We start from the raw sequence: 19,306 nt of genomic DNA, 5'->3' as shown, positions 1-19,306 counted from the left end.
GCCGGCCGCGTGGACCGCGTCCGGCGGTCGGACCGATGTGCCCCGGGTGGGAAAAGGCGCAGGTAGGAGCCTTCCTTCGGCGACCCGACCGAAAGCAGTGGGCGCGCTGTGCGGTGCACGGTCGCAAGACTGGACGGCAGTCCGGCGCCGACGCGCCTGGCCGATGCGGCACGCGCCGCGGCTTGGCCACCCGGCTTTTGCCGAGGTTCTCGTCCGAGCCGCGATATCTCCGCGCCACTAGTTGATTGAACGTTGAATCGACTTCGTCCGATTCAGCCCCTCTTCCCGGCGATCCGGTGTGCCCCATTTATTGCCGGAACGCGCCTCCGGGTAATTCATCCTGTCAAAAACCGGGCAGGTACCCTCTTCTCGAAGGAATTGATGTGCCGGTAGCAGACACCCGACACGGCCCGATCGAACATGTCGTGATCGACGGCGACCCGTCCCGTTCACCGCTGGTCTTCCTGCACGGCGGACTCGGTTGTGTCGCCGCTTGGGGGCGCTTCCCCGCCGCGGTCGCCGCCGCCACCGGACGCCGGGCCCTGGTCTACTCACGTCCCGGCAACGGTGGCTCCGGTCCCGCCAAGTCCCCTCACACGGTCCGCTACATGCACGAACAGGGACAGCTGTTCCTGCCCGAACTGCTCGACCTGCTCGGCATCGACAACCCGGTCCTCATCGGGCACAGCGACGGCGGCACCACAGCACTGCTGTACGCATCGGTCCGGCCGGCCGAGGCCGTGGTCGTCATGGGACCGCACCTGTACTTCGAGGAAGCCAACCGCACCGGTATCGAGGCCGCACGCACCGCCTACGAGACCGGACCGCTGTACCGCAAGCTCGCCCTGGTCCACGACGACCCGCACGGCGTGTTCACCAACTGGAGCGAGCTGTGGCTCTCCGACGAGTTCCGCTCCTGGTCCATCGAGAACGACCTGGACGTCACCGCACCGGTCCTCATGATCCAGGGTGACCGTGACGAGTACGGCACGCTCGGCCAGCTCGACGCACTCCAGCGGGCGGTACGCGGTCCGGTGCGACGCCTGGTGCCCGAAGGGGTCGACCACTACCCGCACCTCGTCCGCCCGGACCTCGTCATCGGCGCCATCACCGGTTTCCTCGCCGAGCACGCGACCGGCCTGCCCGCCACCGGACGTACCCGATGACGACGCAGACCACCACACCACGGCTGGACGAACTGCTCGCCGGCACCGCCCGGCGTCACCCCGACCGCCCCGCCCTCGCCGGGCAGGGCGACACCTGGACCTACGCCGAGCTGGAGCAGGCCGTAGCCGCGCTCGCCACCGAGCTGACGGCCGTCGGCGTCTACCCGGGACAGCGCGTCGGCATCTACGCACCGAAGACTCCGGCGACCGTGATCGCGCTGTACTCGGCTCTGCGCGCCGGTGCCGTGGTCGCCCCGATGGACGTCTCCGATCCTCCGCTGCGTACGTCCCGGATGCTGCGCAACGCGGGCATCTCCCTGCTGCTCACCACGGAACGGTTCCGGACGGCCGCCCGCCAAGCCGCGGCCGGGGCCCGCGATGCCGAGCCGGACGACGACCGGCACACCTGTGCGGAGCGCGAGTTCGCCCACGGACTCGCCGCCCTGGAGGTCCTCCGGCCCGCCGGGCAACCGGCCACACTGCCGGCGCCGGTCGACCGCGGCGGCTACATCCTCTTCACGTCCGGCAGCACGGGCTGGCCGAAGGGCGTCCTGCTGTCCCACGAGAACGTCGCGCACTACGCGCTGTGGGCGGCCGGCGAGTTCGGGCTCACGCCCGACGACCGCATCGGGTCGCAGGCCGCGCTCACCTTCGACCTGACCACCTTCGACCTGTACAGCGCCGCCGCGGCCGGAGCGTGCGTCGTGCTGCTCCCCGACATGCTGCGCTCCTTCCCCCGGGACGTCGTCGGCTGGCTGAACGAGCAGCGGATCACCGCCTTCATGGCGGTGCCCTCCCTCTACCACAACCTGCTCCAGCAGGGCGGGATCGCCGACGCGCTGCCCCCCTCCCTGCGGATCGCGGCCTTCGGCGGGGAAGCCTTCACCCCGCACCTGCTGGAGCGGTACCTCGGGCTACTGGGCGACCGGCCCTTCTACAACCTGTACGGCCCCACCGAGACCAACGCCTGCACCTACCACCGGGTGCCCCGTGACTGGACGGCCGACCAGGAACTGACCATCGGCCGGGGCATCGGCGGCGTGCACATCGAGGTACTGGACGCCGACGGCCGTCCCACCGACGGTGAGGGCGAGATCCACATCGCCGGGCCGACCGTCTTCCAGGGCTATCTGCGTGACGGCCGGCTCACCGACCCGACCGTGCGGGTGCCCTTCCGCGACGGTGTCGTGCGCCGCGCCTACGCCAGCGGCGACCTGGGCCGGATCACCGCCGACGGCCGGGTCTTCCTGCGCGGCCGCCGTGACTTCCAGGTCAAGCGCCGGGGCCATCGCATCGACCTGCTCGACATCGAGAGCGCCGCTCTCGAACTACCCCAGGTCGCCACGGCCGCGGCCGTGGCCATGGCCGGCGCACACGCCGGGCAGATCTGGGTCTACGCCCAGACCACCGCCACCGAACGGGAGTTGCTCGCGGAGCTGCGCGCCGCACTGCCGCACCGCATGCTTCCCGACCGGGTCGTTCCGGTGTCCTCCCTGCCCGTCACCATCAGCGGCAAGGTCGACCGTCGCGCCCTCGCCGACAACGTTCCGCCCGCTTCACTTCCGCTCGCGGCACCGGCCGCGAACACCCCTCTCAACGCCTCTCCGGAGAACCCCTCATGAACGCGATCAACAGCGTCGAAGACCTCTGCGCCCTCATCCAGAGCCGCATCACATGGGCGCGCGGCGAGGAGCCGCAGACCCTGGCCCCCGACACACCGCTGCTGGAGAGCGGGCTGCTCGACTCGCTGGCGATCATGGAGATCGTCGCGGCGCTCGACAAGCAGGGCGGCATCGAGCTGCCCGAGACCGAGATCGTCGCCGCCAACTTCCGTACTCCGCTGGCCCTCTGGGCCGTGATCCAGAGCGCACCACGCGGGGCGCAGGCATGAGCGAGGCCCTGACCCGGATGCTGCGCTGTGCCCCGGCACCGGCCGAGCGCGTCGTCGACGAGTTCCGCGCACGCGCCGCGGAGGTGGCGGACAAGACGGAGGGAGACGATTTCCGCGCGCAGTGGCGCTCTCTGGCCGCACTCGGGGTGCTGCGCCGGACCGGCGGCGGCCCGGACGGGCCAGGACCGGTCACCCGCGGGCTCGCGGCGATCGAGGGGATCGGTCTCGCCGGGGTCGACCCCGGGCTGTGCTACTCGGTGACGTCGCAGCTGTTCGGCATGCAACATCCGTTGCACAGCACCCTCTCGCGGCCCGGGCAGGACATCACGGAGTCCGTCGAGGAGGGCCGGACGATGCTGTGCCACGCGCTGACCGAGCGACTCGGAGGCAGCGACCCGCTGTCCATGGCGAGCCGCGCCGAACGGGACCAGGACGGCTACGTCCTCACCGGGGCGAAGACCTTCGTCACGGCCGCGCCGGTCGCCGACCTCGCCATCGTCTTCGCCCGTACGGCAGCAGGACGTACGCCGTTCGCCCTCACCGCCTTCCTGGTCCCGCTGGACACCCCGGGCGTCTCGCGCGGCGAGACCTTCGACAAGACGGCCCTGCGCTCGGCCCCCATGGGTGAACTGCTCTTCGAGGGCGCCCGGCTCCCCGCCACGGCCGTCATCGGACAGGAGGGTTCCGGACTGGGCATCATGACGACCACCACCGCCTGGGAACGCGCCCTGATCCTCGGATACGCGCTGGGGCCGATGCGGTTGCTGCTGGACCGGACGGCGCGATGGGCCCGCGAGCGGGAGCACTTCGGCCGCCGGATGGGCGCCAGTCACCAGGTGGCCGCCCGCATCAGCGACATGGCGATGGCGCTGCACCGCTCGCGGATCCAGCTCTACACACTGGCCGCCGCCCTCGACACGGGCACCAGCGCACGTCAGCTCGCCACCGAGGCGGCCCTGACGAAGATCTCGGTCTCCGAGGACTACCTGCGGATGACCGAGCACGCCACCGCGCTGGCCGGCGTGCGCGCCTTCCTGCCCGACACCGACCTCGCCGCCGACCCCCTCAGCCCGCTGGCGGCCCTCACCTACGCGGGACCCAACGACCTGCTGAGGGTGGGCGTCGCCCGCCGGCTCGGCCTGCCCGTCGAGAACTGATCCGAGGAGAACGATGACACCGATCCATCCGGACGACGTCCTCAAACGGGCCACGGAGACCGGCGAGGCTCTGGCGCCACTGGCCGCCGACGTCGACGCCGGGCGCGCCGACCTGGCCCGCCCCTACGCCGTCCTGCGCGAGTCGGGCCTGCTCGGCGCCCTGGTCCCGCGTGACGCGGGCGGCCTGGGCCTGAGCTTCGGCGAGTACTGGAACCTTCTGGCCACGCTGGGGTCCTACAACGGTGCCGCCGCCGTCGGCTTCAACATGCACCACGTCGTCCTGGGCGCGCTCGCCGACTCGGCCGGTACCCCGCTGCCGCCCGCCGCCGAGAAGTTCCGCACCTGGATGCAGAACGAGGTGGTGCACGGCCGGAAACTGTTCGCGTCCGCCACCTCCGAGACCGGTCGCGGTGCCCGGTTGCGCGGAATGACCACGCGTTACCGGCTCACGGACGACGGCGAGCACTATGTCCTCAACGGGGCGAAGTCGTTCGTCTCGCTCGCCGGCGTCGCCGACTACTACGTGGTGGCCGCCGCGGCCGAGGGGCCCGACGACACGGCGGAGGTCTCCCACTTCGTCGTCGCCGCCGACGACCCGGGCGTCACCTTCGGGCAGGTGCACGGCTTGTCGGCGATGTACGGGACGAGCACCGCACCGATGACCCTCACGGACGTCGTCCTCCCGCGCTCCCGGCTGTATCTGGGGGTGGAGGGCATGTCCCTGTTCAAGGTGGTGCGCGAACCCCACTGGATGGTGGCCGGCTACACCGCCGCCTACCTCGGCATCGCCGAGGCCATCTTCGAGTACACCGTCCGCTGCGTGACCGCGTCGCCGACCCGCGCCGAGTCGCCCGTGATCCAGCAGGAACTGGGCCGGATGTCGGCGCGGTTGAGGGCCGCCCGCGCACTCGTCCACGAGGCCGGTGACGCTGTGGACCGCGAGCGCGGCAGCCTGGAGGCCAACGCCCTGGTCCACGCGGCCAAGTACCTGGTCGGCGAGGTCGGGCCGCAGCTGGCGCAGGACGCGACACGGGTGTGCGGATCCGCCGCGGTCAACCGGTCCCAGCCACTGGAGCGGCTGATCAGGGAGGCCTCCTTCGCCTCCGTGATGCCGGCCAAACCACACGACTGCCTGGAGTACCTCGGCAAGGCGGCCGCCGGGGTCAACCTCTACGACGCCCGGGCCTTCGCATGGTGACACCGGTGGCGGACGAGACCGCCGCGGCCGCCTTTCGCACGCTGATGGCCTCCCATCCCGGCGGGGTGGCCGTGATCACCACCGCCGACGACCAGGGGGTGCCGTACGGATTCACCTGCACGGCGCTGTGCTCGGTGTCGCTGGCCCCGCCCCGGCTGCTGGTGTGCGCGGCCCACAGCGGCCGCACGCTTCCGGTGCTCACCGCACGCGGCGCGTTCGTCGTCAACCTGCTGCACGCGGCCGGCCGCGGCGCGGCGGAGGTGTTCACCAGCCGCACCGCGGACCGGTTCGGCCAGGTGTCCTGGCGATCCGGCCCGATCACCGGGCTGCCGGTCCTCGCCGACGACGCGCACGCGGTCGCGGAGTGCCGGGTGGCCGACCTGCACCCGTGCGGTGACCACACCATCGTCGTCGGCGACGTCCTGCGCAGCGAGGTACGGACCACGGCCCCAGCGCCCCTGCTGTACGGCCGGCGCCGGTTCGCCGCCTGGCCGTCCGAGTCCTGACCGAACGACACGGCTTCCCTTCCCCCCACCACCCACGAGAAAGCGACACGCTGATGCAGCGCACCATGATGAAATCCAAGATTCACCGGGCCACCGTCACCCAGGCGGATCTGCACTACGTGGGGTCCTTGACCATCGACGCGGAGCTGATGGCCGCCGGCGACCTGCTGCCCGGCGAGAAGGTCGACATCGTCGACATCGACAACGGCAACCGGCTGTCCACCTACGTCATCGAGGGCCCCGCCGGCTCGGGGGTCATCGGCATCAACGGCGCCGCCGCCCGGTTGATCAACCCCGGCGACCTGGTGATCATCATCTCCTACGCGGACATGGCCGACGCCCAGGCGCGTTCGTTCCTTCCGAGCGTCGTCTTCGTCGACGGTGACAACCGCATCGTGCAGCGCGGCGACGACCCCGCCGACGTGCCCGCCGGATTCGGGCTGGTGCGCGGAGACGTACCGGCCGACGGGACCAGGGTGTGACAGCGGCTGCACAGCCCAGACCGCTCGCCGTGGTGACGGGCGGCACCCGGGGCATCGGCGCGGCCTTCAGCCGCCGCCTCATCGGACTGGGACACCGGGTGATCGCCCTGTACCGGGGCGACGGCAAGGCGGCCGGCGAGGCCGAACAGGCCGGCCGCGGCGATCTCGTCGCCCTGCGCGCCGATCTGTCCCGTCCCGGCGAGGTCCGCACGGCCGCGGCCCGCATCCTCCACCGGTACGGGCCGCCCGCCGTGCTGGTCAACAACGCCGGCATCAACCGGGACGGGCCCTTCCTGTCCATGAGCGAACAGGACTGGGACGAGGTGCTGGCGACCAACCTCTCCGGCCCGTTCCACCTCACCCGCGCGCTGGCCCCGGCCATGGTGAAGGCCCGGCGCGGCACCATCGTCAACATCGCGGCCACCACGGCCATCAGACCGCGCGCGTCGGGCGCGAACTACTGCGCGGCGAAAGCCGGCCTGCTCCAGCTCACCAGATGCCTGGCGCTCGAACTGGCTCCCCACGTCCGGGTCAACGCGCTGTTGCCCGGTTTCACCGACACCCGCGAGGTCGTCGAACGCTACGGCCTCGACGACCCCAAACGACTCCAGGAGGTGCTGGCCACCATCCCCCAGGGCCGCACCGGCACTCCGGAGGACATCGCCGATGCCCTGGAATACCTCGTCAGCGACCACAGCCGGTATGTCACCGGCCAGCAACTCGTGGTCGACGGCGGCCATTTCATGGGCTGAGCGCGCCCCGCACGCCCCTCGGACGAAGGAACAAGGAATCAGCCATGCGTTTGACCCAGCAGCAGGTGGACGAGTATCACACCAACGGATTCCTGCTCATGGAATCGCTTCTCGACACCGACGAGGTAGGGCGGTTGACCGAGGCCTTCCAGCGTGACTGCGAAGTGCCCGGCCCGCACCTCGTCACCGAGGACGGCGACAGCCAGGTGCGAGCCGTCTACGCCTCGCACACTCGGCAGCCGGAGTACGGTGACCTGGTCCGCGATCCGCGGATCCTCCCGGCGGTCCGGCAGTTGCTCACCGAGGACGTCTACGTCTACCAGTTCAAGATCAACGCCAAGCCCGCGTTCGGCGGTGACAAGTGGGCCTGGCACCAGGACTACCTGGCCTGGCGGATCGCCGACGGCCTGCCGGCACCGCTCCAGGTGAACATCGGGGTCTTCCTGGACGACGTGACCGAGTTCAACGGGCCGGTCCTCTTCCTGCCCGGTTCGCACCGTGCCGGACTGGTGCACCGGGAACGCAAGGCCGACGCCAAGTCGGCGCAGCACCTCGATCCCGACGACATCTCCCTGACCCCGGAGCAACTCGCCGCCCTCGTGGACCGGCACGGCATGACCAGCCCGAAGGGCCCCGCCGGTTCGGTGGTGTTCTTCTCACCCGAGATCGTGCACGGCTCCGCACCCAACATGTCGCCGTGGGCCCGTCGGCTGCTCATCGCCACGTACAACGCCTGCTCCAACGTGCCGCGCCCGCAGGGCGAGCCCCGGCCCGACTACGTGGTGTGCCGCGACACCGCGCCCCTGCGGCCCCTGGCGCACCGCTTCTCCGACGCGCTGGGGATGGTGACCTCGTGACCGGGCGCACCGGACGGGCCGTGGTGCTCGAGGAGTTCGGCGCACCGCCTGTGCTGCGCGAGTTCCCCGTGCCGCCGGCACCCGCCGAAGGCATGGTCGTCAACCGCTTGTACGGCGGGATCTGCGGAACGGACCTGCACCTCCAGCAGGGACATCTGCCCATACCGACGCCCCTGGTCCTGGGCCACGAAGGGTACGGCACCGTCCTCCAACTCGGTGCGGACGGCGGCCGGGACGCCCTGGGCGAGCCACTGGTGGTGGGCGACGCGGTGATGTGGGCCTCGTCCATCGCCTGTGGCCTCTGTCCGCCGTGCCGGCTGCACCGCGAGCCCACCCTCTGCCGGAACCGGCGCACCTACGGCGTCAACCGCGCCATCACCGACGACGTGGCTCTCTCCGGCTCCTGGGCGGACCACATCGTCCTCCAGCCGGGTACCACCGTGGTACGGGCGGCGCCGGGTGTGTCCGCCACGGCGGCGATGGCCCTGGCCTGCGCCGGTCCCACGGTCGTGCACGCCCTGTACGAGCGGCGGCCCGTGCGCCTGGGAGAGACCGTCATCGTCCAGGGCAGCGGCCCGGTGGGGCTGGCCGCGGCGGCCTTCGCCCAACTCGCCGGAGCGGCACGCGTCATCATCGTGGGCGGTCCCGAACGGCGACTGGCCGCGGCGGCCGCGGCCGGCATCGGCGACATGCACCTGGACATCGTGGGCGGCGCGGATCCCGAGGCGGTGCTGCGCGAGGCACGAGCCGCCGCCGGCCCGGACGGCGCCGACCTCGTCATCGAGTGCGCCGGAGTCCCCGACGCGGTGGCCCAGGGCCTGACCCTGGCCCGCAGAGGCGGCTCCTACCTGGTCATCGGCCAGTACACCGACGCCGGTGACACCCAGCTCAATCCGCACCAGATCGTGCACCGGCAGCTCGACGTGATCGGGTCGTGGGCCTTCACCGGCGCGCACCTCGTCGAGTATGTGCGACTGCTTCCCGCCCTCACCGCACGCTTCGACCTGGAGAGCATGGTGACGGCCTACCCGCTGGAGAACCACGCCGATGCCCTGGCCGACGTCGCGGCGGGCACCGTTCTGAAGGCCGTACTGACCGGCTGACCGGCCGTGCGGTGAGAGCCCCGCTCACCGGATGCCGAATGGCACGTCTCCCCCTACGTGCCCAACGCGTCGCCGGCACGCCGGGGTGAGCCCCGCGAGTCCATGTCCCGGAACGACCGGGTTCGCGGGGCTCACCCGCTTTCCTGCAGGCGTCGCAGGGCGCCTTCGGATTCCCGGTCGTCGGGCAGGTAGGCGAGGAAGTGATGACCGGGCTCGTCCACGGCGGCCAGCTTCACGTACCGCAGGCGCAGTTCGCCCACGGCCGGATGCCGGAAACGACGTACCGAGGGCTGGAACCCGGCTGTCTCCCGGCGCTCGTACCAGCGGGCCGCGTCACCGTCCGACAGCAACTCGCCGATGATTTCGGCGAACCGCGGATCGTTCGGGCGGCGAACGGCACGGGACCGGAACTGGCCGAGCAGGGCGCGAGCCTCGTCCTCCCAGTCGGCGAGCAGGGCGCGGGCCGGCGGCCAGCGGAACACCAGCCAGAGCAGGTTGCGCTGCTTGGGGTGCAGCCGCGCCGGATCGGTCAGCAGGGCGGCGTACCCGGAGTTCCAGGCCAGCAGGTCCCAGTGCGGGTCGAGCACCACGGCCGGGTGTGGTGCCATGGCCTGCACCAGGCTGAGCAGGTTGCCTGACACCCAGGTGGGAGCGTCGGCGGGCGGCCTGCTCTCCTCCACGAAGGACAGTACGTGCGCGGTTTCCGCGGCATCCAGCCGCAGTACCCGCGACACCGCGCGCAGCACCTGCTCCGAGGTCCGCACCCGGCCCTGCTCCAGCCACGTGTACCAGGAGACGCTGATGCCGGCGAGTTCCGCGACCTCGGCCCGCCGAAGCCCCGGTGTCCGGCGGCCCGGGGCGTCGGACAGGCCCACGTCTTTCGGTGTCAGCCGTTCTCGGCGGGAACGCAGGAAAGCGCCCAGTTCCCGGCGTGGGGAATCGCCCGGGGGCGTGGGTGCGGCGCTCACCGACCGTCGCACCGACGGCCGGCCGTGGCCGGCGAGGAACCGCGGTCCGCAGTGGGCGATGCGCAGGTGTCCGAGGGCGACGGCCCGCCGCGCGTCATCGTGCCTCTCCTCTGCATGGCGGGCGTCCGCCCGAACGCGGGCGCCCTCTTCTCATGCTGCCGTCACCGGACGCGACGCCGGCCCGGCAGGCTGTGAGTGATGGTAATAGCCAGCGGTCTCCGCCCCGAGGTACCCGGTGCTGAACTGGTGGCGGACCGCCTCCGTCCAGGGTCGGTCCCCTCTGTCACCCGTTCTCGTCGAACCCCCACGGAAGGGAGCGTCCCCCCGTGACCACCACCGCGTCGACACCGGTGGCGACCTTGCCCGCGTCCTCCTTGCGGCTGTTGCGCACCGCTGGATTCGTCAGCAACTTCGACCGCTTCTGCATCGCACCCATGCTGGTTCTCATCGGCCCACGACTCGGGGCCCCGCTCCCCACCGTGGTGCTGGCCGCGAGCGGTTATTACCTCACCTACGGGCTGATGCAGCCGGTGTGGGGGGTGGCCAGTGACCGATGGGGGCGCGTCCGGGTGATGCGGGTCTCACTGACCGGCGCGGCGTTGGCCGCCCTGGCCTCGGCCCTCGCTCCCGACGCTCCCGTGCTGATCGGAGCCCGCGCCCTGGCCGGCGCGTTCTTCGCCGCCTCCATCGCCGCCTCTTTGACGTATGTGGGCGACACGGTGCCCGCCGCGATCCGGCAGCGTCCCCTCAGCGAGCTGATGACCGCCTTCGCGCTGGGCACCGCCGTGGCCACGGTCGTCGCCGGGGCGCTGGCGCACTACCTCACGTGGCGACTGGTGTTCGCGCTGCCCGGTGTCCTCGCTGCCTACCTGGCGGTTGCCCTGCGCCGCCTGCCCGAGCCCGAGCGGACCCGCTCCGGGTCGCTGCTGGCGCCCTTCCGCGTGGTCCTGTCCTCTCCGTGGCAGTGGTACGTCATGGGGGTGGCGATGCTGGAGGGCGCGGTGCTGCTCGGCTTCCTGACCTATCTGGCCCCGGCCCTGGAAGCGCATGGCGTTCCCACCACCCTGGCCGGCGCGGTCGCGGCCCTGTACGGGGTCGGCTCCATGGCCGCGGCGCAGGCGGTCAAGCGGCTCGTCGGGCAGTGGTCTCCGGCAGCCCTGATCGTGGCCGGCGGGGTGCAGATGGCTCTGGCATACCTGCTGGCCGGGTACAGCCAGTCGACCGGGGTGCTCGTCGTGGTCGCGCTGCTCCTCGGCGGCGGCTGGTCCTTCATGCACTCCACGATCCAGTCGTGGGCGACGGCCCTGTCCCCGAAGGCCCGTGCGACCGGCGTGGCCATGTTCGGTGTCGCCCTCTATGTGGGCAGTGCCCTGGCCAGCGGGCTGGCCGCGTCCACCGCTCAGGCGCACGACTACCGCCCCCTGTTCTGGCTGGCAGCGCTCCTGACCGTGCCCCTGACGGTGGCCGCGGCGGCGGGCCGGGCACGCTACCGCTGAACGGGAGTGCGGGTGGCGGCAGACGTGACAATACGACACCTGCATCGACCTGAAGTCGACCCTCTGCCGCAACGGCCGTGTCAGGGTCAGGGCGTTGCTCTTACTCGGTGCCTGCCCGGTTCATCGGGGCGAAGGTGCGGGTGAAGCTGAAGGGGAACGAGGCGTGGGTGTCCGACGGCCGGCAGGTCATCGGACGAGGCTCCGTCGGGCGCGACGGTGATCTCCCTAAGGGTTGGCCTAGTGATCGGTCCCTGGGTTATTGGCCGGCGGCAAGGACGGATTCCGCGACGGACGTGCGTGCGTACAGCACTGAGCGGCCAGCCCGGTGGGCGGTTACGAAGCCGGCATTGCGCAGTGCTGTGAGGTTCTGGGAGACCCCGGCCTTGGAGATCCCGGTGCGGTAGGCCAGTTCTGTCGTTGTGGCCGGAGTATCCAGTTCGGTGAGCAGGAGGGTTCGTGTACGGCCGAGCACGGCGACGATCGCCGCGGTACTGGTGATGGTGCGGCGTTCCCACAGCGCGCCGGTGCCGCGGGCGCGGTAGGCGAGTTGTGGCGGCTCCGGCGGGGCGACCCGCGTGGACAGACCCGGCCCCTTGAAGGCGGAAGGAATCAGAAGCAGCCCTGCGCCCGCCGTCTCCCGGGACAGGGACCGTGGCCAGCGGACCAGCCGCAGTACGTCGTCGTTCCATCTGACCTGTGGATGCAGTTTGTTGAAGAGGTGGTCGGCTCCGTACTGCGAGACCTGCCGGGCACGGTGGAAGACGTCGGCGTCCAGCACCGTGCGGATCCGCGCCCAGTAGGGAGCGAGTGCCAGCTCCCAGTAGGCCTCGATCTCCTCCGCGACCCGTGCCAGGCGGGTGCGCGGATCGGCATACAGGGAACGCAGCCGGGCTCCGATGCCGCCCTGGTGGTATCCGAGGTGGTCGAGGTCCTTGCGAATGCGGTCGGCAGGAGAGGCCACCATCGCGGCTAGCTCCTCCGCCAGCGTGGGGGCCGGCCCGGTGGGTGCCGGGTTGAGGAAGTCCGGGGCGTAGCCCGAGGGCGGGATCAGTTCGGCGAGCCACGCCTTGTCCAAGCCGGCAGCCGCGACCCTTGGCCGCACCTGCTCCAGCCAACGTCGGTGCACGGGATCCGCGGCGCCGGAGGCCAGCAGCCGGAAGCTGCTCCCGACCTGCCACATCGGCGAGACGGCGAACCGCACCTGCGCCACATCTCTCGCCGAGAACGCAAGCTCCGCCAGGAGTCCCCCCTCAAGGATTCACGTATACCTGAATCAATGGCGGCCAACATACCGGGCGGAAATCATTCCGGCATGACCTCAGAGACGATCACCGCCTCCGCATCGGGTACCTGGAAGCTGGGAGACCTGACGGTCAACCGGATCGGCTTCGGGGCGATGCGCCTGCCACAGACCGGCAGGGCGCTCGTACCCGACGCCGTCCCGCGCGACCGCGAGCAGGCGATCAGCGTGCTTCGCCGCGCCGTCGAGCTCGGCGTGAACCACATCGACACCGCTGCGTTCTACTTCTCCGGGCTGCGCTCAGCCAACGAACTGATCAACCGAGCCCTGGCCCCCTACCCGGAAGACCTCGTCATCACCACCAAAGTCGGGCAGCCACGCGACCCGTCGGGAGCATGGTTGCCCCACGCCGGGCCACAGCAGTTGCGCGGACTGGTCGAGGAGAACCTGCGACAGCTCGGCCGTGACCACCTGGATGTGGTGAACCTGCGCATCGTCGGCACCGATTCGATCGCCGAGCGCTTCGGTGCGCTGGCCGAACTGCGCGAGGCCGGACTCATCCGCCACCTTGGCCTCTCCAACGTCCACCCCCATCACCTCACCGAGGCCCAGGCCATCGCGCCCGTGGTCTGCGTGCAGAACATGTACGGCCTCGGAGTGCGGCCCGACCAGGACGCGTTCGTCCGCACCTGCGGCGAGCAAGGTGTCGCCTTCGTGCCGTTCTACGCGATCGCCGCCACCGGAGGCCAAGCCGGGGCGAGCGACAGCGACCATCCGGAGATCCTGGCCGTCGCCCGGGCACAGGGAGCCAGCCCCGCCCAGGTCCGGATCGCCTGGACCCTGCACCGCGGCCCGCATGTGCTGGCCATCCCAGGTACCGGTGACCCCGGCCACCTGGCATCGAACGTGGCCGCAGGCGGCCTCCGGCTCTCCGAGGATGAGGTTGCCTTCCTCGACTCCTTGCACCGCCGGAATCTCTGAGTGACTCTCAGCGGCCACATCGAGGAGTGAGCGGACCGCTCACCGCCGTCGCGCTGGGCCGCAACCTGTGGCCGCCCAGCGCTGGTCACCACCCCCTCTCCCGGGAGACATTGATCCTCGGCCGGGTCCGCCCCAGCGACCGGGCGACCGATCGTTTCGTTGCTACGTGTCGCGCGTGCCGGACCGTGCGGTGATCTCGGTCTTGACCGTCTCGTGCAGTTCGTCCGGCGTGAAGCCGAGGTTGCGCAGAATCTGCGCGGCCGGGCTCGCCTCGACGCGGATCAGGCCCAGCAGCGTGTGTTCCGTGCCGACCCAGTCGTGGCCCAGGTCGGCCGCCGCGCGAGATGCCTGCTCGATGGCCTCCTTGCTCTCCGGCCGGAATGCGATGTGACCCCGCAGCGCCTTCTGCCCGGCCGGCGGCATCGCTTCCTCGATCGCGTCGCGGATGCGCTGCTCCGACTCGGTCTTCGCCAACAGCACCTCGTACGCCAGGCCCCCCGGTTCGCCGAGCAGGCCGAGCAGGATGTGTTCGGTGCCGATGGAGTCGTGCTTGTACGTTCGGGCGGCCTCCTGCGCCAGCACGATGCTGTGCCGGTTCCGGTTGGTGAACCCCTCGAACGCGTTGGGTGTGTGGCGTTGCTGGGCGGCCTGTTTGGTGACCCCGATGGCGTCGCCGATCTCGCTCCACGACGCGCCGGCCTGCTTGGCCTTGCCGACGTAGTGGTCGACGAGCTGGTTACCGAGGTCGGACAGGGTCAGGTTGCGCAGCTGCGCTTCGCTGATGCGGGCCAGGTGGTCGGCGTCGGGGAGTTCCTCGTCGAGGCGGGTGATCAGGTCGGCGAGACTGATGTTGAGTGGGCTCATGCGTCAACCTTAAATTGACGCTCCGCCTTCGTCAACATGTAATTGACGCCTGTTCCCGGTGTGTTCGAGACGGGCCGCGAGTTCGTCGTCCGGCGTGGTCGACGCCGAGCGGGGCCATGCGGTGGGTCAACGGCGACAACCGCCTGGACTTCTCCCGCGTCACCGTTGACGCCTCTACGTGCAGGCCAAGCGGGTCGAAGCAGCCCGAAAGCCGGCCCCAGCCGGGGTTGACCGTGCATGGCCGGGCTCGAAGCACCACGTGCTGACCGACGCGCACGGCACCCCGCTGCGGGTGTCGTCGTCGGGCGGGCACCGCAACGACGTCACGCAGCTCCTACTGCTGGTCTACGGCGTACCGCCGGTGCGCCAACCCTCTGGAGCGGCTGAACCGGGAGATCAAGCGGCGGGCCGACGTCGTCCAGCAGGGCGTACAGCCAGACCATGACCAAGGCGGGAGACGTCCAGATCACGCCATTGATAGCCGGACCTCGCTCGGCATGCGGGCGATATTTTGACGACTTAGCATAAAAAATGGCCTGCGAGTCGATTGCTGCTCGAGCAGGAAAGCAGGGTGACGTCATGTACATGATGCGCGAGGTCTACCAAGCTGAACGCGGGAAGGCGCCGGAGATCGTGGCGGCGTTCAAGACCCTCACCAAGGTGTTTGAAGAGGCGGGGTACGCGAACCGGCGAATCTACGTCGATTACGCCGGGTCCATGGATACGGTCGTCTGCCAATGGGAATTCGACAGCCTCGACCAGTACTTCACCATGGAGCGAGCGTTCTTCGTGAATCCAGATGAGAACGCCCAGTCACTGATCGATGCGTTTAACAGCAACGCGGTATCCGGCTACAAGGAGATCTACGAGGTCATCCAGTAGCGGATCGCCTGGGCGACAGAGGCCACCGTCATCCGCGCGTTCCCGGGCCACGACCGACACCACTCAGCGGCGCGCCATCCGCTACAGGGGAAGACGGCCCTTGTCCATCGTGTTGTCCAAGCCGCTGGTGGGCGAGAGCCCGAAGGTTTGCAGGTGAGTCACGCCGGGCCTCGGTGGCCCATCCCACGCGATGCTGCAACCCGAACCACTGGGAAGCGGTGACGAGGGCGGAAGCTCTTGGTCGAAGCGGCTGGGACCGGGCGCGCGCCCCGCAGGACCCCGCTGTCGACACGGTCACGGGTGCATGCCGGAGAACGCGTACCTGGACCCCAGGGGCTTCCGGCAGCGCCGGGCCTGTCGTAGCGAGAGGCACAGGAGCCGTTAGGTGGGGACCGGCCATGTGAGATCCCGTGAGGGATGAGAGGGTCTGACGGGTGAGCGAGACACCACCGAACACCCTGCAATACCGCTTCGACGGGCCGGAAGAGGCCCCCGTCCTGATCCTCGGTCCCTCACTGGGCACCACATGGCACAGGTTGTAGAGACCGTCCGTGAGCGTCCATGCCCGTCCAAGATGAGCGCGTAATGCCGGGTCAGGGCGTTCTGGTCCCAGGGAGTCGACACAGTCGGTGATAGGCGCGTGAGAGCGGTGTGCGACGAGAAGCCCCGCGGGTGCGGCCTCGCGGGGCTTCCGAACAGGTGGGGTTACAACGCCGGCGCGGGCGCCGTTGCACTCGGTTGTCCTCTTGGGAGCCACCCGAAGCAAGGGCACAGCGACGGCACGCGTTACGGCCGATGCGCAACACACGCCCCAGGGACTTGGTGCGATCAACCAGGACACATTCGTTTGCTGGGCAAAGTCCGATGTCTCCTGGTGCGGCTCACGAGGCCAGCCTGAAGTCGTCCTGCACAGGCTGGCCCTCGCTGCGGCAGGCCCAGGGGAAGTGTTCAAACCTGCCGGGCCTTCCTCGGTACGTTCCCTTGCGGAAGGCTGTTTATGAAGCATTCCAATGACTCCGGCATCGCTCACGGCAGTCCCGCCCAGCCTGGGACAACGACCCCGGCGCTGCTCCCGGCCGTCACCTTCGCCGGTCTGGAACTGCCGACGGAGGTGCTGCGGACACTGAGCGAACTCGGGGTGCGCGAACCCTTTCCGATCCAGGCAGCCACACTGCCCGATGCCCTGGAGGGGCGCGACATCCTGGGACGCGGCGCACCGGATCAGGCAACACGCTCGCCTTCGGCCTGCCGCTACTCGCACGGACGGCCGGGCGGCGCGCGGAACCGAAGCAGCCCCTTGCTCTGATCCTGGTGCCTACCCGGGAGCTGGCCCAACAGGTCACCCAGGCGCTGGCGCCGTACGCCGAGGCACTGCGGCTGCGGATCGCCGCGGTCGTCGGCGGAACGTCGATCGGTCGGCAGGTCGCCGCGCTGCGCCAGGGAGCCGAGGTGGTCGTCGCCACCCCCGGACGCCTGCACGACCTGATCGAGCGCAACGCCTGCCGCCTGGGACGGGTGAGAATCACCGTGCTGGACGAGGCCGACCAGATGTGCGACTTGGGATTCCTGCCGCCGGTTGCCGACGTGCTCGACCAGGTGCACCCCGACGGTCAGCGGATGCTTTTCTCGGCCACTCTCGATCGCGACGTCGATCAGCTGGTCCGCCGCTACCTCCACGACCCCATCGTCCACTCGGTCGACCCCGGCCGCGGGCACAGTCACGACGATGGAGCACCACGTTCTGGTCGTCCACGGCCCTGACCGCTACGCCGTCATCACGGAAATCGCCGCCCGCGACGGCCGCGTACTGCTGTTCCTCGACACCAAGCACGCCGTCGACCAGCTCACCCGGCATCTGCGGGCCAGCGGGGTTCACGCCGGGGCCCTGCACAGCGGCAAGTCCCAGCCACAGCGCACACGGACCCTGGCGCAGTTCAAGAACAGCCAGATCACCGTTCTGGTGGCGACCAATGTCGCGGCCCGTGGCCTGCACGTCGACGACCTCGATCTCGGGGTCAACGTCGACCCGCCCACCGATGCCAAGGACTATGTGCACCGGGCGGGCCGCACCGCCCGCGCCGGTGAGTCCGGCAGCGTGGTCACGCTCGTGCTGGCGGGCCAGCGCCGTGAGACGAGCCGCATGATGGCCGGGGCCGGCATCGAGCCGACCGTCACCAAGGTGCGCTCGGGCGAGGCGGAGCTGAGCCGGATCACCGGCGCCAAGACTCCCTCCGGGATCCCGCTCGACGGCGAGCCCGCCGTCCCCCGACCCAAGAACACCAACGCTCCCTTCCGCGGCCTCGGCACCAGCAAGGGCACCTCCCGCGGCGCCGGCGGCAAGTCCCGAAAGGCGGGCGAGGCCCGCAAGCTCGCCGAGGCCCGCAGGGCCGCCCTCGTGCGTCGCAACGGCTGAGAGTCGTTGCCTTGGCAGCCTGGCCACGGGATCGACAACCCTCGGCCCGGCCCGAAGCCGTCCTGTGTGCCTCACCTACGAAGTCAACGCCTTCGGCCGCGAGAGGGATGCCCGCCGAAACGGAGCAGGATGATGTTACCGGCGCCTCGAACTGCGCCCAGCATGACAAGCTGTGCTTGCCCACCCCCCCCGAACCCAGGAGGTCACCATGACCGCAGAGCCCGTACCTACGGAAGGTTCGGAGTCGGCTGCCCCCGAGACGTCCCCTCTGGAGCCGGACAGCGACGGCAACTACGACCTCAAGCGCAAGTTCCGCGAAGCCCTGGCGCGCAAGCGCGGTGCGCAGGCGGATGCCGCTGATGTTGCCGCCAAGTCCGATGCATCGAAGGTGCGTTCGGCGCACGGCCCGGCTGCGAGCCAGCGGTCGTTCAGGCGCAAGAGCGGCGGCTGAGTCGATGAGTCCCGCGATCTAACCGCTTCACCGGCACTCGCGCTATCGACTCACGCATCCCGTGCTGTGGCCCGCGACGTGCGCATGACCGTGCGCGCGTCGCGGGCGGGGCGTAGCCGGAGGACTCGCCTGGGGGAATGGCCCAGATGCGGTTGGCTCGGGTCGGTGGCGCCGCCGAACTGGAATTCCGGGATGAGGGCACTGCCTTGTCCGAGGGGACGCGGCCGGTTTTGCGCGCCTCGCGTGCCCCTGTACCGCTGTGAAAATCGACTGCGGCCGTCCGGGGCGACGGTAGGCATCCGCGTGGCAAGGACATTCGTTCCCCGTCCTGCTGCGGCTGAACGACGCACAGACGGTCGCGTTCCGGGCAGCGGTCGCCTCGGTGCCCAGCCACGACGTGCAGGTGCCGACCTGCCCCGAGTGGACGCTGTCCGATCTGGTGCAACATCTGAGCGGGGTGCATGGCCGCCATGTCACCGGTTCCTCCCGCGGCTTCGGCCGCGAGTTTGCGCAGGCGGCCCTGGAGCGCGGCGACAGGGCCGTCGCCCGCAACACCGACTCCCTCGCGGACCTGCCGGCCGCCCACGGCGAGGCGATCCGCCTCGTCGAGCCCGGCGGCTTCGCCACCGTCCGGTCCGGGCGTGCCCGACCTCGATGCTCGCAGGGCCGCCACCGGAACCGCGGACGTGCTGCCGGGCTGCGGCTCAGGCGTCGATGATGACGGGGATGATGAGGGGCTTGCGGCGGTGGGTGCGGAATGCCCAGTTCGCCACGGCGCGGGCGAGGAGCTGTTCGAGTTGGCGGGCGTCCCCGACGCCTTCCTCGGCCGCGGTGGCCAGGGTTTTCTCGATGACGGGGATGACCGGTTCGAAGGTGGCGTCGTCGTGGACGAAGCCGCG

19 protein-coding genes and 4 pseudogenes are annotated in these 19,306 nt (G+C 70.3%); 18 read left to right on the top strand and 5 right to left on the bottom strand.

The window, feature by feature from the left end:
* Nucleotides 1-383 precede the first annotated feature (383 nt).
* From ABZ079_RS34455 to ABZ079_RS34410, 10 genes are read left to right on the top strand one after another with little or no spacing between them, the layout of a single operon-like run.
* Nucleotides 384-1,166: an alpha/beta hydrolase gene (locus ABZ079_RS34455; protein WP_356943390.1), complete on the top strand. Its 783-nt coding sequence runs from the start codon at nt 384-386 to the stop codon at nt 1,164-1,166.
* Nucleotides 1,163-2,788: an amino acid adenylation domain-containing protein gene (locus ABZ079_RS34450; RefSeq protein WP_356943389.1), complete on the top strand. Its 1,626-nt coding sequence runs from the start codon at nt 1,163-1,165 to the stop codon at nt 2,786-2,788. The genes ABZ079_RS34455 and ABZ079_RS34450 overlap by 4 nt, the downstream gene beginning before the upstream one ends.
* Complete coding sequence (locus ABZ079_RS34445; RefSeq protein WP_356943388.1) at nt 2,785-3,057, top strand: acyl carrier protein; 273 nt, start codon at nt 2,785-2,787, stop codon at nt 3,055-3,057. The genes ABZ079_RS34450 and ABZ079_RS34445 overlap by 4 nt, the downstream gene beginning before the upstream one ends.
* On the top strand, nt 3,054-4,214 hold the full coding sequence (locus ABZ079_RS34440; protein ID WP_356943387.1) for an acyl-CoA dehydrogenase: 1,161 nt from the start codon (nt 3,054-3,056) through the stop codon (nt 4,212-4,214). Before ABZ079_RS34445 ends, ABZ079_RS34440 begins: the two co-directional genes overlap by 4 nt.
* 13 nt (nt 4,215-4,227) lie before the next feature.
* A complete protein-coding gene (locus ABZ079_RS34435; RefSeq protein WP_356943386.1) occupies nt 4,228-5,412 on the top strand; it encodes an acyl-CoA dehydrogenase family protein in 1,185 nt (394 codons plus the stop codon).
* 5 nt (nt 5,413-5,417) lie between these two features.
* Complete coding sequence (locus ABZ079_RS34430; RefSeq protein ID WP_356943385.1) at nt 5,418-5,918, top strand: flavin reductase family protein; 501 nt, start codon at nt 5,418-5,420, stop codon at nt 5,916-5,918.
* 53 nt (nt 5,919-5,971) lie between these two features.
* A complete protein-coding gene (panD, locus tag ABZ079_RS34425) occupies nt 5,972-6,400 on the top strand; it encodes an aspartate 1-decarboxylase (protein WP_356943384.1) in 429 nt (142 codons plus the stop codon).
* Nucleotides 6,397-7,152: a glucose 1-dehydrogenase gene (locus tag ABZ079_RS34420; RefSeq protein ID WP_356943383.1), complete on the top strand. Its 756-nt coding sequence runs from the start codon at nt 6,397-6,399 to the stop codon at nt 7,150-7,152. The genes panD and ABZ079_RS34420 overlap by 4 nt, the downstream gene beginning before the upstream one ends.
* Nucleotides 7,153-7,196: 44 nt before the next feature.
* On the top strand, nt 7,197-8,009 hold the full coding sequence (locus ABZ079_RS34415; protein ID WP_356943382.1) for a phytanoyl-CoA dioxygenase family protein: 813 nt from the start codon (nt 7,197-7,199) through the stop codon (nt 8,007-8,009).
* On the top strand, nt 8,006-9,112 hold the full coding sequence (locus tag ABZ079_RS34410) for a zinc-binding dehydrogenase (protein WP_356943381.1): 1,107 nt from the start codon (nt 8,006-8,008) through the stop codon (nt 9,110-9,112). The genes ABZ079_RS34415 and ABZ079_RS34410 overlap by 4 nt, the downstream gene beginning before the upstream one ends.
* Nucleotides 9,113-9,243: 131 nt before the next feature.
* On the opposite strand, the gene ABZ079_RS34405 is transcribed toward ABZ079_RS34410, so the two are convergent.
* Both ABZ079_RS34405 and ABZ079_RS34400 read right to left on the bottom strand, forming a co-directional pair.
* Nucleotides 9,244-10,080 carry a helix-turn-helix transcriptional regulator gene (locus ABZ079_RS34405; protein WP_356943380.1) on the bottom strand — a complete coding sequence of 279 codons (837 nt, stop codon included), beginning with the start codon at nt 10,078-10,080 and terminating at the stop codon, nt 9,244-9,246.
* A 283-nt stretch (nt 10,081-10,363) separates the two neighbouring features.
* Complete coding sequence (locus tag ABZ079_RS34400) at nt 10,364-10,507, bottom strand: hypothetical protein (RefSeq protein WP_356943379.1); 144 nt, start codon at nt 10,505-10,507, stop codon at nt 10,364-10,366.
* 7 nt (nt 10,508-10,514) lie between these two features.
* On the opposite strand from ABZ079_RS34400, the gene ABZ079_RS34395 reads away from it, so the two are divergent.
* The gene (locus ABZ079_RS34395; RefSeq protein WP_356943378.1) at nt 10,515-11,576 is read left to right on the top strand and encodes an MFS transporter; all 1,062 of its coding nucleotides are present in this window, start codon (nt 10,515-10,517) and stop codon (nt 11,574-11,576) included.
* Between the two features lie 256 nt (nt 11,577-11,832).
* Here ABZ079_RS34395 and ABZ079_RS34390 read toward each other — a convergent pair whose 3' ends face one another.
* Nucleotides 11,833-12,777, bottom strand: coding sequence for a helix-turn-helix domain-containing protein (locus ABZ079_RS34390; RefSeq protein WP_356943377.1), 945 nt, complete (start codon nt 12,775-12,777; stop codon nt 11,833-11,835).
* Nucleotides 12,778-12,888: 111 nt separating this feature from the next.
* Between ABZ079_RS34390 and ABZ079_RS34385 the strand changes: the two genes are divergently transcribed.
* The gene (locus ABZ079_RS34385; RefSeq protein ID WP_356943376.1) at nt 12,889-13,797 is read left to right on the top strand and encodes an oxidoreductase; all 909 of its coding nucleotides are present in this window, start codon (nt 12,889-12,891) and stop codon (nt 13,795-13,797) included.
* Nucleotides 13,798-13,959: 162 nt separating this feature from the next.
* Here ABZ079_RS34385 and ABZ079_RS34380 read toward each other — a convergent pair whose 3' ends face one another.
* Entirely contained in the window at nt 13,960-14,661 is a 702-nt protein-coding gene (locus ABZ079_RS34380; RefSeq protein ID WP_356943375.1) for a Clp protease N-terminal domain-containing protein, read from the bottom strand.
* Nucleotides 14,662-14,878: 217 nt separating this feature from the next.
* Between ABZ079_RS34380 and ABZ079_RS34375 the strand changes: the two are divergent.
* From ABZ079_RS34375 to ABZ079_RS34350, 6 genes and pseudogenes are all read left to right on the top strand, one after another.
* Nucleotides 14,879-15,028, top strand: a pseudogene (locus ABZ079_RS34375) (IS5/IS1182 family transposase); the annotation flags it as partial.
* 164 nt (nt 15,029-15,192) lie between these two features.
* Nucleotides 15,193-15,543, top strand: a complete 351-nt coding sequence (locus ABZ079_RS34370) for a hypothetical protein (protein WP_356943374.1) — start codon at nt 15,193-15,195, stop codon at nt 15,541-15,543.
* A 434-nt stretch (nt 15,544-15,977) separates the two neighbouring features.
* Nucleotides 15,978-16,076, top strand: a pseudogene (locus ABZ079_RS34365) (3-oxoadipate enol-lactone hydrolase); the annotation flags it as partial.
* Nucleotides 16,077-16,540: 464 nt separating this feature from the next.
* Nucleotides 16,541-17,956 (top strand): annotated as a pseudogene (locus ABZ079_RS34360) (DEAD/DEAH box helicase).
* A 208-nt stretch (nt 17,957-18,164) separates the two neighbouring features.
* The gene (locus ABZ079_RS34355) at nt 18,165-18,407 is read left to right on the top strand and encodes a DUF5302 domain-containing protein (RefSeq protein WP_356943373.1); all 243 of its coding nucleotides are present in this window, start codon (nt 18,165-18,167) and stop codon (nt 18,405-18,407) included.
* A 331-nt stretch (nt 18,408-18,738) separates the two neighbouring features.
* Nucleotides 18,739-19,125, top strand: a complete 387-nt coding sequence (locus ABZ079_RS34350; RefSeq protein ID WP_356943428.1) for a maleylpyruvate isomerase N-terminal domain-containing protein — start codon at nt 18,739-18,741, stop codon at nt 19,123-19,125.
* Here ABZ079_RS34350 and ABZ079_RS34345 read toward each other — a convergent pair.
* A pseudogene (locus ABZ079_RS34345) lies at nt 19,112-19,306 on the bottom strand (RNase J family beta-CASP ribonuclease); the annotation flags it as partial. The gene ABZ079_RS34350 and the pseudogene ABZ079_RS34345 sit on opposite strands and share 14 nt — an antisense overlap.

It is taken from the genome of Streptomyces sp. NPDC006314, from assembly GCF_040613075.1.
Lineage (GTDB): Bacteria > Actinomycetota > Actinomycetes > Streptomycetales > Streptomycetaceae > Streptomyces.
The sequence above is the reverse complement of the archived record's forward strand: the minus strand, read 5'-3'. Positions and strand labels throughout refer to the sequence as shown.

Excerpts from the sequence above, each read along its gene's own strand:
- ABZ079_RS34450 (WP_356943389.1), top strand. The coding sequence starts at position 1,163 with ATGACGACGCAGACCACCACACCACGGCTGGACGAACTGCTCGCCGGC.
- ABZ079_RS34445 (WP_356943388.1), top strand. The coding sequence starts at position 2,785 with ATGAACGCGATCAACAGCGTCGAAGACCTCTGCGCCCTCATCCAGAGC.
- ABZ079_RS34440 (WP_356943387.1), top strand. The coding sequence starts at position 3,054 with ATGAGCGAGGCCCTGACCCGGATGCTGCGCTGTGCCCCGGCACCGGCC.
- ABZ079_RS34435 (WP_356943386.1), top strand. The coding sequence starts at position 4,228 with ATGACACCGATCCATCCGGACGACGTCCTCAAACGGGCCACGGAGACC.
- panD (WP_356943384.1), top strand. The coding sequence starts at position 5,972 with ATGCAGCGCACCATGATGAAATCCAAGATTCACCGGGCCACCGTCACC.
- ABZ079_RS34415 (WP_356943382.1), top strand. The coding sequence starts at position 7,197 with ATGCGTTTGACCCAGCAGCAGGTGGACGAGTATCACACCAACGGATTC.
- ABZ079_RS34400 (WP_356943379.1), bottom strand. The coding sequence starts at position 10,507 with ATGCAGAAGCGGTCGAAGTTGCTGACGAATCCAGCGGTGCGCAACAGC.
- ABZ079_RS34395 (WP_356943378.1), top strand. The coding sequence starts at position 10,515 with ATGCTGGTTCTCATCGGCCCACGACTCGGGGCCCCGCTCCCCACCGTG.
- ABZ079_RS34385 (WP_356943376.1), top strand. The coding sequence starts at position 12,889 with ATGACCTCAGAGACGATCACCGCCTCCGCATCGGGTACCTGGAAGCTG.
- ABZ079_RS34380 (WP_356943375.1), bottom strand. The coding sequence starts at position 14,661 with ATGAGCCCACTCAACATCAGTCTCGCCGACCTGATCACCCGCCTCGAC.
- ABZ079_RS34370 (WP_356943374.1), top strand. The coding sequence starts at position 15,193 with ATGGCCTGCGAGTCGATTGCTGCTCGAGCAGGAAAGCAGGGTGACGTC.
- ABZ079_RS34355 (WP_356943373.1), top strand. The coding sequence starts at position 18,165 with ATGACCGCAGAGCCCGTACCTACGGAAGGTTCGGAGTCGGCTGCCCCC.